Origin of the sequence: Streptomyces sp. NPDC046215 (assembly GCF_040646215.1) — a bacterium.
Lineage (GTDB): Bacteria > Actinomycetota > Actinomycetes > Streptomycetales > Streptomycetaceae > Streptomyces > Streptomyces stramineus.
This window is the reverse complement of the sequence record NZ_JBEYZW010000006.1, coordinates 120,905-133,205: the sequence shown is the minus strand read 5'-3', so window position 1 is coordinate 133,205 and position 12,301 is coordinate 120,905. Positions and strand designations below refer to the sequence as shown.

The following is a 12,301-nucleotide window of genomic DNA, read 5'->3' as shown; positions in this document are numbered from 1 at the left end:
AGCGCCGATGGATTCCTATGGAAGACCGTAGGATTCCCGGCGGGGCACGTCAACGGATCAGCGCCGCTCCCGTGCCCCGGCTTCTCCCGCGCCGGCGCTCCCGACCATGCGCAGCACCAGATCGGCGTAGAGCTCGCCCACCTCGTCGGGGGTGCGCTTGCCCTCGGAGTTGAACCAGCGGGCCACGTCGATGCACAGGGAGAGCACCGCCAGGGCCGTGCCGCGCACGTCGGGGACGTCGAAGTCGCCGGAGGCCACACCGTCCTCGATGACGCTGCGGACCGTGTCATCCGTCTCCCGGCGCAGGCCGACGACCTCGGCGTAGTGCTCCTCGCCGAGCGCCCCGAGCTCGTATTGCACGACGCGGGCGGTGGTGTGGTGCTCCGCGTGCCAGCGGACGAAGGCCCGTACGGCGCGGGCCAGGCGCTCGGCGGGGGTGCCCTCGCTGTCGCGCGCCCGGCGCAGGATGTCCAGGGCCAGCCGGTGGCCGACGCTGCTGATCCGGTAGAGCAGCTCTTCCTTGGTCCGGTAGTGGATGTAGAGCGCGGCCGGGCTCATCCCGGCCCGGCCGGCGATGTCGCGCGTGGTCGTCGCGTGGTAGCCGCGCTCGGCGAAGGCCGCCACGGCGGCGGTCACCAGGCGCCGCGCGGCGTCGGGCGTGACGTCGGCCCACTCCTCGGTCTGCTTCGCCTCCGCGCCCATCGCACGCCCCGCTCTCCCGGCCGGCGCGGGCCCGGTGCCCGCGCGACGAACACCATACCCCGGTGATGAGCGGGCGCTTAGGGTTCTGCCGGGCGGGCATGCTCCCGGCACGAACAGGGCCGAAAGCGAACGGGGAGGGCACATGGCCGCCATCCGCAGGGGCAGCAGGGGCCCGCGCACCCGCGGGCGCGGGAGCCCGGCCGAGGGGCTCCTGCGGCTGGGCGTGCTGCCCGTCGCGGCCACGGCCCTGACCGCGACCCTCGCGCTGTACACGACGCTCGTCGCCTTCGGGAACATCACCGACTTCGACACCAACCGGGAATTCGTCCGCCACGTCCTCGCGATGGACACCACCTTCCAAGACGAGGACCTGATGTGGCGGGCCGTCACCAGCCGCACGCTGCAGGACGCCGCCTACGTCGCCGTCATCGTCTGGGAGACCCTCGCCGCGCTCGCCCTCCTCGCCGGGACGGCGCTGTGGATCCGCGGCCTGGTGGCCCGCGGGGTCCGGCGGGCCGGGTACGGGTCGGCCCGCCGGGCCACCACGCTCGGCCTGGTGATGCTGATGCTGCTGTTCGGCATGGGGTTCATCGCCATCGGCGGCGAGTGGTTCGCCATGTGGCAGTCGTCGGAGTGGAACGGGCTGTCGGCCGCCGCGCGGAACTTCATGATGGCGGGCTTCGTGCTCGTCCTCATCCATGTGCCGTCACCCCAGTGGGGCGGCCCCGACGCCGGCCCGCGGGACTGAAGGGCCCGGCCCGCGCGCCGGCGCCGGGCCGGGAGCCCGGCCGGCTAGCCCGCGCTGGGGAAGACCACCAGGGACCGCCCGCCGCGCCCCGCCAGCATCGCGTCGAACGCCGCCGGGATGCCGTCGAGCCCGATGCGGTCGGTGACCAGGGCCGAGAGGTCGAAGCGCCCCGCGCGCACGTGCTCGGCGATGACCGGCAGGTCCCGCGCCGGGTCGCTGTTGCCGTAGACGCAGCCCGCGAGGGTGCGGCCGAAGTGGAACAGCTCCAGGGCCGTGAAGGACACCTGCTGGTCCCGGCCGCCGATGCCGACGACCGTCGTGCGGCCGCCCCTGCGCGTCGAGGACCAGGCCGTGCGGATCGTCTCCGCGCGCCCCACGCACTCGACGGCCACGTCCGCGCCGTGCCCTCCGGTCAGGGCGCGGATCTCCTTGGCCGTCTTCTCGCCCGCGACGAGGAAGTCGGTGGCCCCGGCGGCGCGGGCCAGGCCCTCCTTCTGCGGCGAGACGTCGACGGCGACGACCGTCCCCGCGCCCGCGATGCGCGCGGACTGCAGCGTCGCGAGCCCCACCCCGCCGACGCCGAACACCGCCACCGACTCCCCGGCACGGACCCGGGCGCTGTGGTGTACCGCCCCGTACCCGGTGAGCACCGCGCACCCCAGCAGCGCCGCCTCCGCGAGCGGCACGCCCTGCGGCAGTGGCAGGACGGCGGACGCCCGCACGACCGTCTCCTCGGCGAAGACGGCGGTGCCCAGGCCCGGGTAGAGGGCGCTGCCGTCGGCGCGGAGCGTGGCGTACGGGGCCGTGGCGGCGGTGCCCGCGGCGGCGCACAGCCACGGCTCGCCGAGCCCGCAGAAGTGGCAGTCGCCGCAGGAGGGCGCCCAGTTGAGGACCACCCGGTCGCCGGGGGCCACGTGGGTGACGCCCTCGCCGACGGCGGTGACGGTGCCCGCGCCCTCGTGGCCCAGCACGGCGGGCACCGGCTGGCGCAGCGTCCCGTCGGACAGCGAGAGGTCGGAGTGGCACACTCCGGCGGCGGCGAGCGCGATCCGCACCTGGCCGGGGCCGGGCGCGGGCAGGTCGATCTCGGCTATCCGCAGCGGTGCGCCCACGGCGGACAGTACGGCGGCGCGGACCATGCCGGTCCTTTCCTCGGAGGAAGCGGGGGCGGAGCTCGTCGGGGCGCGTCAGAGCTGGAGCGACTTGGTGTGGAGGTATTCCGCCAGCCCGTGCACGCCCATCTCGCGGCCGATGCCCGACTGCTTGTGCCCGCCGAAGGGCGCCAGGGGGTTGTACTTGCCGCCGTTGATGTCGACCTGGCCCGTCTCCATGCGCCGGGCGAAGGCGACGGCCCGGCTCTCGTCGGTGGCCCAGACGGCTCCGCCGAGCCCGTAGACGGTGCCGTTGGCGATGCGCAGGGCCTCCTCCTCGTCCGCGTACCGCATGAAGGACAGGACCGGGCCGAAGATCTCCTCCTGGGCGATCGTCATCTCGGGGGTGACGTCGGCGAAGAGTGTCGGGCGGACGTAGAAGCCCTTCTCGCGGCCCTCGGGGGCCTCCGGGCCGCCGGCGACGAGCCGGGCGCCCTCCTCGATGCCCTTGGCGATGTAACCGCGGACGCGGGCCAGCTGTCGTGCGTTGACGAGGGGGCCGACGCGGACGTCGGGGTCGGTCGGGTCGCCCGGTACGTACTTCGCGAGGGCGGCGGCCGCGAGGGAGACCGCCTCGTCGTACTCGTCGGCGTGGACGAGGGTACGGCTGAGGGTGTCGCAGGACTGGCCGGTGTTGCGGCAGACGTCGGCGACGTTGGCGGCGACCGCCTTGGCGAGGTCGGCGCCGGGCAGGATGACGTTGGCGGACTTGCCGCCCAGTTCGAGGGCGACGCGCTTGACGCCCGCGCCCGCGAGGGAGCCGATCTTCTTGCCGACGGCGGTCGAGCCGGTGAAGGAGACCAGATCCACGCCGGGGTGCTCGGCGAGCGCCTGGCCCGCGACCGGGCCGAGGCCGGTCACGAGGTTGAAGACACCCGCCGGGACGCCCGCGGCCGCCACGCACTCGGCGAAGAGCTGAGCGGTCAGCGGGGTGTCCTCGGCCGGCTTGAGGACGAGGGTGCAGCCCGCCGCGAGCGCGGGGGCGACCTTGGCGACGATCTGGTGCAGCGGGTAGTTCCACGGTGTGATCGCGCCGACGACGCCGATCGCCTCGTGCAGGACCGTGGAGTTGCCGATCCGCTCCTCGAAGGGGTGGCTCGCGGCCAGTCGCGCGTAGGAGTCGGTGACGGTGACCGGCAGGGCGGCGTGCACCCGCCGGGCGAAGCCGACGGGCGAGCCGAGCTCGGCGGTGACGGTGGCGGCGATCTCGTCCTGCCGGGCGGCCAGCGCGTCGCGCAGCGCCTCCAGGCAGACGGACCGCCGGGCGGGCTCGGTGGCCTTCCAGCCGGGCAGCGCCGCGCGGGCGGCCCGGACGGCCGCGTCGACGTCCTCGGCGGTGCCCCCCGGGACGCTGCCGATGACCTGCTCGTCGGCCGGGTTGAGGACCTCGATCGTGCCGGTGCCGGCGGCGGGCCGCCAGCTTCCGTCGATGAACATCCCGTCGTGCGCGATCACAGGCCATCTCCTCGCGGTGTCGGCGCCTCGGCGGCCGTACGCCCCCTGTCGGTACACGCCACAGTGCATCTCAACCTAATGCGGATGGTTTGCGGGCACCAGGGCCTCTTGCCCGGCCCCGGCGGGCTCACCAGGCGAAGCGGCTCACCGACTCCGCCACGCACACCGGCTTGTCGCCGCCCTCGCGCTCGACCGTGACCACCGTCGTCAGCTGGACGCCGCCGTCGGTCTCGGCCACTTCGGCGATCCGCGCCCGCGCGCGCAGCCGGGAGCCGGCCGGTACGGGGGCGGGGAAACGCACCTTGTTCAGCCCGTAGTTGATGCCCATCGACACCGGTTCGACCCGCATCAGCAGCGGGACGAGGGCGGGCAGCAGAGACAGCGTCAGATAGCCGTGCGCGATGGTCGTGCCGAACGGGCCGGCCGCCGCGCGCTCCGGGTCGACATGGATCCACTGGTGGTCCCCGGTCGCTTCGGCGAAGAGGTCGATCCGCTTCTGGTCGACCTCCAGCCAGTCGCTCGGCCCGAGTTCCGCACCGATCGCGGCCCGCAGCTCATCAGCCGAGGTGAAGATCCGCGGTCCCGCCATGGCACAGCCTCCCGTTGCCCGATCCACCGCTTCTAAGCGCCCGCTCAGAATGTGACGCACGGGTCCCGATGTCAACGCCTGCCGGTGACGTAGGGTCTGGAGACGTGCCGCAGATTTCGAACAAGGTCCATGAACTCACCGTCGGCCAGCTGTCCGCGCGCAGTGGCGCGGCCGTCTCCGCGCTGCACTTCTACGAGTCCAAGGGCCTGATCAGCAGCAGGCGCACCCCCGGGAACCAGCGCCGCTTCGACCGTGACGCGCTGCGCCGGGTCGCCTTCATCCGGGCCGCGCAGCGCGTCGGCATCCCGCTGGCCACGATCGGGGAGGCGCTCGCCGGGCTGCCCGACGGGCGCACCCCCAACCGGGAGGACTGGGCGCGGCTGTCCGAGGCGTGGCGCGGCGAGCTCGACCAGCGGATCAAGCAGCTGAACCGGCTGCGCGACCACCTGGACGACTGCATCGGCTGCGGCTGCCTGTCGCTGGGCACCTGTGTGCTGTCCAACCCCGACGACCGCTTCGGCCGGTTCGGCAAGGGCTCGATGCTGCTCGTGGAGTCCGAGGACTGACCCGCGCTCGCACGGCCGGTCCGCGAGCCCTCCCTACCTCTCGGCCCTGCCCCGGGACCGATCCGCGCTCGCACGGCCGGTCCCGCGCGTCACCACATGGCGGGCCGGCGCCCCGCCCACGGCCTGGCCTCCTCCAGCCGCGCCGACAGGGAGATGAGCGTGGCCTCGTCCCCGTACCGCCCGGCCAGCATCACCCCGATCGGCAGGCCCTCGGCGGTCCAGTGCAGCGGCACGCTCACGGCCGGCTGACCGGTCGCGTTGCACAGCGGGGTGAACGGCGTGAAGGGGATCACGCCGGCGAACTCCGCGTCCGGGTCCGCGTCGTTGCGCAGCGCCCCCACGGGCAGCGGCGGGCGGGCGAGCGTCGGGCTGAGGATCACGTCGAAGCCGGAGCCGGGCTGCTGGAGACCATCGGCCACGAGCTGGCCGATGGCCCGCAACCGGTACAGGGCACCCGCGAGCTCCGTCCCGCCGACGCGCTTGCCGCGCTCGCGCAGCAGCCGGGTGAGCGGCAGCAGCAGCTCCTCGCCGCCGTCCGGCACCGGGGCCGTGGCCGCCACGACCTCCCAGACGCGGGTGAACGCCTCGCCCAGGGCCGGGTCGGCCGGCACGTCGACCTCCACCACCTCGTGGCCGAGGTCCCGCAGCAGCGCGCCCGCCTCGTCGACGGCCCGGCGGCAGTCGGGGTGCAGCTCCACGCCCGGCACCGGCGGCCGGGTCAGCTGGGCGACGCGCAGCGGCCCCGGCGTGCGGTGGGCCTGATCGGCGAAGGTCTCGCCCGGGGGCAGCGACGGGGCGGCGTAGGGGTCGCCGGGCATCGTGCCCGCGAGCACGTCGAGGAGCGCGGCCGCGTCCGCGACCGTACGGGCCAGCGGACCCGAGGTGATGAGCCCGGTGATGTCGTGCAGGACCGGGCCGCTGCTCACCCGGCCGCGGCTCGGTTTGATGCCGAAGAGGCCGCAGACGGACGCCGGGATGCGGATGGAGCCGCCGCCGTCGCTGGCGTGCGCGAGGGGCGCGAGTCCGGCCGCCACCGCGGCTCCCGCCCCGCCGCTCGAACCGCCCGCCGAGAGCCTCAGGTCCCAGGGCGTGCGGGACGGGGGTGCGATGTCGTTCTCGGTGTGGGCGGGCAGTCCGAACTCGGGGGTGTTGGTCTTGCCCAGCAGGATCGTTCCTGCGGAGCGGAGGCGCGTCACCACGTGGTCGTCCGCGGCCGGGACGTAGCCCGCCAGCGCGGCCGAACCCATGGTGCACCGCACCCCGGCCACCGAGGTCAGGTCCTTCACCGGCACCGGCACGCCGTGCAGCGGTGACAGCGTCCGCCCCTCCCGGCGCGCGGCCGCCGCCTCGCTCTCGGCGTCGGCCGCCTGCTTCCGGGCGATCTCGGGGGTGACGGTGAGGAACGCGCCCACCGAGGCGTCCAGCCGGTCGATGCGTTCCAGGTAGTGCTCGGTCAGTTCGACGGGCGAGATCTCTCCCGCCCGCACCGCCGCCCCCTGCTCCAACGCGGTCAGATCGTGCAGTTGCGTCATGCCGTCCGCCTTCTCCTCGCCCGGGTGTCACCGTGCGCGGCATCCTCGCACCGCGGGCGGGCGGCGAAAACCCCTCCTTCGTCCGGGCTCACACGGTCGCGTAGCGGTCCTCGAAGGCCCGGCGGCGTGCCGCGGCCCGGGCCCCGGGGGTGAGGACGGGCACCGGCACCACGATGCCGCAGTCCTCGCAGACGGGACCCTCCATCGGGTAGCGCTCCAGGTCGGAGCGCCATTCGAGGTGTTCCTGCGAGCAGACCGGGCAGGCTTGTCCGGGCCCGGCCTCCATCGCGGTGATCACCCGGCGCAGCACGTCGGCGAGGCGGAGAGCCGGGTACACGGTGGGGCTGACGCACGGCACGACATCACAGCCGCCCCAGGTGTTGCGGTGCCAGTCGTCGACCGCGCTCGGCTGGCGGATGCCGTCGTGCTTCTCGCGCTTGCGGCGGTCGGCGAAGGACGCCTCGTAGGCCAGCCAGACCGCGCGGGCCTCCTCCAGCTCGATCAGTGCCGTGATCAGCCGCGCCGGGTCGGGGGCGCGGTCGTCGGGGGCGAGACCCGCCACGGCACACAGGTGGTGCCAGGTCGCCCGGTGCCCGTAGGGGGCGAAGCGTTCGAGGCATTTGCGCAGGGAGGTCCGCCGCAGGGCGATGGAGTTCCGTGGATTGCGCACCTCTCGTGCGAGTGCTCTGAAACCTGCCACTGCATCCCACCTCCGACAGCGCGGACTCGGATCGACATGGAAGGGACGTATCGCGTCGCGTTCTGGATCCATCGCACGCGGGACACGCCCGGTTTCCGCTCTGCTACCCCGAAGTCGCGCACAGATGTGGGAACGCGCGAAGCTGGCGGATCCTCACCCTCTCGGTCAGCGGACGATCCGGCCGGCCAGGAGGATCAGCCGGGCCAGCTCCCGGTGGCAGATGTCGCTGTGCGCGCCCGAGGGCGGCTCGCCCCGCCGGACCACGTCGGACGCGTCGACGTTCGCGCAGCCCGTGGCCGGAAGCCCGCCGTCCATCGCCTGCCCGAGGGAGAGCGCCGCGCAGCCGTCGACGGCCCGCATTCCCTCGTAGCCGATCGCGCCCCAGCGGGAGCGGTCCACGCCCAGGAGCGAGTCGTCGTCCCGCGCCACCCGGGACGCCAGTGGGTACAGCACCCCCAGGGCGGTGTCCCGGCGGGAGTGACAGCACACCACCGGCCCGTCCACCCGGCGCTGCAGCCCGCCCAGGGCGCCGCCCCGCTTCCGGTCGAACGGCAGGCGGGAGGCGAACGCGAACTGCGAGAAGGCCCCCTGGAGCAGGGTCAGCGACGCGACGCGGCCGGCCCCCTCCGGCAGTCCGCGCAGCGCGTACGCCACCAGCCGGGCCCCGAAGCTGTGCCCGGCCAGGTGCACCCGCGGGGCGGGGGAGGCCCCCGCCAGCCGCCCGAGCACCGGGCCCAGCCCCTCCCGGCCGACCGTGCCCGCCCGCCGCTTCATCGTGTAGTACGACGCCTGCCGCAGGAGTTCGTGGGCGCCGTGCCACAGCTTCTTCAGGCCGCCGCCGAACAGCTCGGGCGGCACCACGCCGACCTGCGCCAGGGCGGCGGTGAAGTCCTCGCAGACCACTCGGGCGTCACCGGTGAGCAGGAGCGGCGGGTCGGTGTCCGGCTCCCGACCGCCGGTGTCCATCAGGCCGCGGGCGAGGGCGACGAACTCCGCGAGCCGCGCCGGGTCCTCGCTGCGCCCGTCGAGCAGCTCCGCCAGCCGGTCCGCGACGGCCTCCTCGCACAGGAGCACGTCGACCAGCGCGCGCCGGGTCCGCACGTCGAGCGCGGGCGGGCCGGGAGCGGTGGCCGCCGCCCGGTCGGGGAAGTCGGGGACGGGTTCGTCGGCGAAGTGCATCGAGGGCCAGATCACCCCGGCGTAGCCGACCCGGACGCCGTCCGCCGCGCGGAGCAGGTCGGGGAAGGGCGCGAAGAACCGGTCGTACAGGCGTGTCGCCCGCGGCCGGTCGTTGTTCCAGCCGTGCGCGAAGACCACCAGATCGGTGAGGTTTTCGCGCGCGACCCCTGCCACCAGGGCGTCGCGGGCGGCCGGATCCACGTCACCGCCGGAGTCGAACGCCAGCTCCCAGTACGGCCGTACGCACATGTCTGCCATGCCAAGTCCCCCTTGGTCAGCTGTGGATGCATCGTCCCGCTGTCAAGGGGGCCTGTCCAGCCTTCCCTCCGTCCGGTCACGCGCCCGTGCGCGTGCCTTTCGTTTCCACGGCCGGAAGGCAGCGGCGGCCGGCGCCCGGCGCAGGTGAACGACGATGCCGTCCGTGAAATCAAGGGCGGCCGATGTGTTCCGGTTCGCGGCGGGACGTCCCGATGGTTCCGGTCCGGATTCAGCCATACCCGTGCGCCGGGCAGGAGACGGGCAGCCCCGTCTACCGGTAGAGCAGGTACTCCGCGCGGCGGGCGCTGAACGCCGCCAGGTCCGCCTCCCAGGCCGCCGTGATCTCGTCCGCCGACGCCCCCGCGTCGATCATCGTGCGGACCGCGGTGGTTCCCGTCAGCCGGTCGATCCAGCCGTCCGGGCGCCACGCGAAACCGCTCCACACCCGCTTCGCGGTGACCAGCAGCGCGATCCCGGTGCGCACCGGGTCGTACGCCCGCCGGTCGTGGACGTGGAGCTGGACGCCACCGATCGTCCGCCCTTGGAACTTGGAGAACACCGGCACCGCGTACGCCTCCCGGAAGCGCACCCCCGGCAGCTCCAGCGCGTTCGCCGCGTCCGCCCACCGGCGGTCGATGCCCTCCGCCCCCAGCAGTTCGAACGGGCGGGTCGTGCCGCGCCCCTCGGAGAGGTTGGTGCCCTCGAACAGGCAGGTGCCGGCGTAGACCAGGGCCGTGTCGGGGGTCGGCATGTTGGGGCTCGGCGGCACCCAGGGCAGGCCGGTCGCGTCGAAGAAGTCCGCGCGCCGCCAGCCCTCGGCCCGGACGGTCTCCAGCGCCACCGCCCGCCCCGCGGCCGCGGGCACGAAGTGCCCGTTGAACAGCAGGGCCAGCTCGGCCACCGTCATGCCGTGGGCCAGCGCGACCGGCTCCCGGCCCACACCCGAAGCCTGCGCCCGCGCCGTCACCGGCCCGAACACCCCGCGCCCGCTCACCGGGTTGGGCCGGTCCAGCACCAGGACGGCCCTGCCCGCGAGGGCGGCCGCCACCATGCAGTCGTAGAGCGTCCACACATACGTGTAGCAGCGCGCCCCCACGTCCTGGATGTCAAAGACGAGCGTGTCCACCTCCGCCCGGGCGAAGAGGGCGGCGAGCTCCCGGCCGCGCTTGCCGTAGATGTCGTGGACGGGCAGGTTCGTCGCCGGGTCCCGGCGCGTGCCCTCCGCACCCCCGGCCTGGGCCGTGCCCCGGAAGCCGTGCTCCGGCCCGAAGACGGCCCTGATGTCCACCCGCCCGCCGCCGGCCGCGCGCATGACGTCCACGATGTGGTGGAGATCCGCCGTGACACCCGTCGCGTTGGTGACGACCCCCACCCGGAGGCCCGTCAGTGCGGCGTACCCGCTCGCCGCCAGGCGCTCGAAGCCCGTGCGCACCCGCGGTGGGCGCGGGGCGGCCCCGGCCGGCGGCGCGGGGGAGAGGACCGCCGCGGCGGCCGTGGCCAGGGCCCGCCGCCGGGTCGTTCCGCGCGGGGACGGGGAGTGTGCCCCGGGTGCGTGCGCCATGGGCACGCACGCTAACGCGACGGGGCACCCGGGGTGGGGATTGCCGGGCGCGCGCCGCCGCCGGCCTCCGTCCGCCCCTTCCCTCAGCACATACCGACTGGTTAGTCTGCCCGAGCAGTCGAGCCGAGGGAGACACGAGCGTGGACACGGTGCGGGACGCGGGAGTTGTGGTCACCGGAGCGGGCGGCGGTATCGGAGCCGCTCTCGCCCGAAGGTTCGCCGCCGAGGGCGCCCGCGTCGTGGTCAACGACCTCGACGCCGCCAAGGCCGAAGCGGTCGCGCGGGAGATCGGCGCGACCGCCGTCGCCGGCGACGCCTCCGGCATCGTCCCCGCGGCCCGCGAGGCGCTCGGCGGGCGCATCGACGTCTACTGTGCCAACGCCGGCGTCGCCCCCGGCGGGGGCCCCGAGGCCGACGAGGACCTCTGGGAAGCCGCCTGGGACGTCAACGTCATGGCGCACGTCCGGGCGGCGCGCGAGCTCCTGCCCGAGTGGCTGGAGCGCGGCAGCGGCCGCTTCGTGGCCACCGTCTCCGCCGCCGGGCTGCTCACCATGATCGGCTCCGCCCCCTACAGCGTCTCCAAACACGCGGCCCTCGCCTTCGCCGAGTGGCTCTCCCTCACCTACCGCCACTGCGGCATCGATGTCCACGCCATATGCCCGCAAGGAGTCCGCACCGACATGCTCCGTGGCACCGGGGCCGCCGGTGAACTGGTGCTCGTGCCCACCGCCATCGAGCCCGCCCAGGTGGCCGACGCCCTCTTCGAGGGCATGGCCGCGGGCCGCTTCCTGATCCTCCCGCACCCGGAGGTCGCCGACTACTACGCGGCCCGCGCCACCGACCCCGACCGCTGGCTGCGCGGCATGAACCACCTCCAGCGCCGCCTCGAAGAGGCGGGTGACGGCCGATGACCGCCCCGCCCGCCACGTCGGCCGACGACGGCAGGCCGGTGCCGCAGCGGCTGCTCGCCGCGGCCACCCGGCTCTTCGCGGACCAGGGCTACGACGGCACGTCCGTCCAGGAGATCGTCGAGGCGGCGGGCGTCACCAAGGGGGCGCTCTACCACTACTTCGGCTCCAAGGACGACCTGCTGCACGAGGTGTACGGGCGGGTCCTGCGCCTGCAGCAGGAGCGGCTGGACGCCTTCGCGGACGCGGACGCCCCCGTGGGGCAGCGGCTGCGCGCCGCGGCGGCCGACGTCGTCGTCACCACCATCGAGAACCTCGACGACACCACGATCTTCTTCCGGTCCATGCACCACCTCGGCCCGGAGAAGCTCAAACAGGTCCGGGCCGAACGCCGCCGCTACCACGAGCGCTTCCGCGCGCTGATCGAGGAGGGCCTGCGCACGGGAGAATTCAGCACGGCCACCCCGGCGGACCTGGTGGTGGACTACCACTTCGGCTCGGTCCACCACTTGGGCAACTGGTACCGCCCCGGGGGCCCCCTGACCCCTCAACAGGTGGCGGACCACCTGGCGGACCTGCTGTTGAGGGCACTGCGCCCGTAACGACGCGGTGCCTTGCCCTGGCCGGGCGGGCGCCGGGTCCGGTGCCGGTGGCAGGAGAGGCCGGCCTCTCCCGCCGCGAGGGCGGGGGCCTGCCGGCGGTGGTGGCTGGCCCCTGCGGGGCGGCCACCGCCTCCCGCCGCGAGGGCGGGAGGCGGGGTGGTGGTTTCCGGCGGTGCCGGATCGCCTCCGGCGGGGGCGTTGACGCTTCCGGTGGCGGCAGGCGCTATCCCTTCTCGCCGCGACGGCGAGCTGCCCGACGGTGGATTTCGGCGGTGCCGTGCCTGCCTCCGGCGTGGGCCTTGATGTTCCGGTGGCGGCGGCTGCCACCGCCCCTTCCGCCGCCATGGCGT

12 protein-coding genes are annotated in these 12,301 nt (G+C 74.5%); 4 read left to right on the top strand and 8 right to left on the bottom strand.

The window, feature by feature from the left end; genetic code table 11:
* Positions 1 to 57 precede the first annotated feature (57 nt).
* Entirely contained in the window at positions 58 to 702 is a 645-nt protein-coding gene (locus ABZ951_RS04650) for a TetR/AcrR family transcriptional regulator (RefSeq protein WP_344088630.1), read from the bottom strand.
* A 142-nt stretch (positions 703 to 844) separates the two neighbouring features.
* On the opposite strand from ABZ951_RS04650, the gene ABZ951_RS04645 reads away from it, so the two are divergent.
* Entirely contained in the window at positions 845 to 1,450 is a 606-nt protein-coding gene (locus ABZ951_RS04645; protein ID WP_344088627.1) for a DUF2165 domain-containing protein, read from the top strand.
* A 44-nt stretch (positions 1,451 to 1,494) separates the two neighbouring features.
* On the opposite strand, the gene ABZ951_RS04640 is transcribed toward ABZ951_RS04645, so the two are convergent.
* The 3 genes from ABZ951_RS04640 to ABZ951_RS04630 form a co-directional block, all read right to left on the bottom strand.
* Complete coding sequence (locus ABZ951_RS04640) at positions 1,495 to 2,589, bottom strand: Zn-dependent alcohol dehydrogenase (RefSeq protein WP_344088624.1); 1,095 nt, start codon at positions 2,587 to 2,589, stop codon at positions 1,495 to 1,497.
* Positions 2,590 to 2,637: 48 nt separating this feature from the next.
* The gene (locus ABZ951_RS04635) at positions 2,638 to 4,056 is read right to left on the bottom strand and encodes an aldehyde dehydrogenase family protein (protein ID WP_344088621.1); all 1,419 of its coding nucleotides are present in this window, start codon (positions 4,054 to 4,056) and stop codon (positions 2,638 to 2,640) included.
* Between the two features lie 127 nt (positions 4,057 to 4,183).
* Entirely contained in the window at positions 4,184 to 4,645 is a 462-nt protein-coding gene (locus ABZ951_RS04630) for a MaoC family dehydratase (protein ID WP_344088618.1), read from the bottom strand.
* A 104-nt stretch (positions 4,646 to 4,749) separates the two neighbouring features.
* Here ABZ951_RS04630 and soxR point away from each other — a divergent pair, with 104 nt between their 5' ends.
* On the top strand, positions 4,750 to 5,211 hold the full coding sequence (gene soxR / locus ABZ951_RS04625; protein ID WP_344088615.1) for a redox-sensitive transcriptional activator SoxR: 462 nt from the start codon (positions 4,750 to 4,752) through the stop codon (positions 5,209 to 5,211).
* 89 nt (positions 5,212 to 5,300) lie between these two features.
* On the opposite strand, the gene ABZ951_RS04620 is transcribed toward soxR, so the two are convergent.
* From ABZ951_RS04620 to ABZ951_RS04605, 4 genes are all read right to left on the bottom strand, one after another.
* Complete coding sequence (locus ABZ951_RS04620; protein WP_344088612.1) at positions 5,301 to 6,743, bottom strand: amidase; 1,443 nt, start codon at positions 6,741 to 6,743, stop codon at positions 5,301 to 5,303.
* 88 nt (positions 6,744 to 6,831) lie between these two features.
* On the bottom strand, positions 6,832 to 7,443 hold the full coding sequence (locus ABZ951_RS04615; RefSeq protein ID WP_344088609.1) for a hypothetical protein: 612 nt from the start codon (positions 7,441 to 7,443) through the stop codon (positions 6,832 to 6,834).
* Between the two features lie 165 nt (positions 7,444 to 7,608).
* Complete coding sequence (locus tag ABZ951_RS04610; RefSeq protein ID WP_344088606.1) at positions 7,609 to 8,880, bottom strand: serine-threonine protein kinase; 1,272 nt, start codon at positions 8,878 to 8,880, stop codon at positions 7,609 to 7,611.
* Between the two features lie 271 nt (positions 8,881 to 9,151).
* Complete coding sequence (locus ABZ951_RS04605) at positions 9,152 to 10,441, bottom strand: DUF1343 domain-containing protein (RefSeq protein WP_344088603.1); 1,290 nt, start codon at positions 10,439 to 10,441, stop codon at positions 9,152 to 9,154.
* Between the two features lie 140 nt (positions 10,442 to 10,581).
* On the opposite strand from ABZ951_RS04605, the gene ABZ951_RS04600 reads away from it, so the two are divergent.
* Together ABZ951_RS04600 and ABZ951_RS04595 are read left to right on the top strand one after the other, a co-directional pair.
* The gene (locus ABZ951_RS04600) at positions 10,582 to 11,352 is read left to right on the top strand and encodes an SDR family NAD(P)-dependent oxidoreductase (RefSeq protein ID WP_344088600.1); all 771 of its coding nucleotides are present in this window, start codon (positions 10,582 to 10,584) and stop codon (positions 11,350 to 11,352) included.
* Positions 11,349 to 11,951, top strand: coding sequence for a TetR/AcrR family transcriptional regulator (locus ABZ951_RS04595; protein WP_344088597.1), 603 nt, complete (start codon positions 11,349 to 11,351; stop codon positions 11,949 to 11,951). The genes ABZ951_RS04600 and ABZ951_RS04595 overlap by 4 nt, the downstream gene beginning before the upstream one ends.
* Positions 11,952 to 12,301: the final 350 nt, after the last annotated feature.

Bases quoted from the DNA above. Each gene is read 5' to 3' on its own strand.
- ABZ951_RS04650 (WP_344088630.1), bottom strand. From the start codon at position 702: ATGGGCGCGGAGGCGAAGCAGACCGAGGAGTGGGCCGACGTCACGCCC.
- ABZ951_RS04645 (WP_344088627.1), top strand. From the start codon at position 845: ATGGCCGCCATCCGCAGGGGCAGCAGGGGCCCGCGCACCCGCGGGCGC.
- ABZ951_RS04640 (WP_344088624.1), bottom strand. From the start codon at position 2,589: ATGGTCCGCGCCGCCGTACTGTCCGCCGTGGGCGCACCGCTGCGGATA.
- ABZ951_RS04630 (WP_344088618.1), bottom strand. From the start codon at position 4,645: ATGGCGGGACCGCGGATCTTCACCTCGGCTGATGAGCTGCGGGCCGCG.
- ABZ951_RS04620 (WP_344088612.1), bottom strand. From the start codon at position 6,743: ATGACGCAACTGCACGATCTGACCGCGTTGGAGCAGGGGGCGGCGGTG.
- ABZ951_RS04610 (WP_344088606.1), bottom strand. From the start codon at position 8,880: ATGGCAGACATGTGCGTACGGCCGTACTGGGAGCTGGCGTTCGACTCC.
- ABZ951_RS04605 (WP_344088603.1), bottom strand. From the start codon at position 10,441: ATGGCGCACGCACCCGGGGCACACTCCCCGTCCCCGCGCGGAACGACC.
- ABZ951_RS04595 (WP_344088597.1), top strand. From the start codon at position 11,349: ATGACCGCCCCGCCCGCCACGTCGGCCGACGACGGCAGGCCGGTGCCG.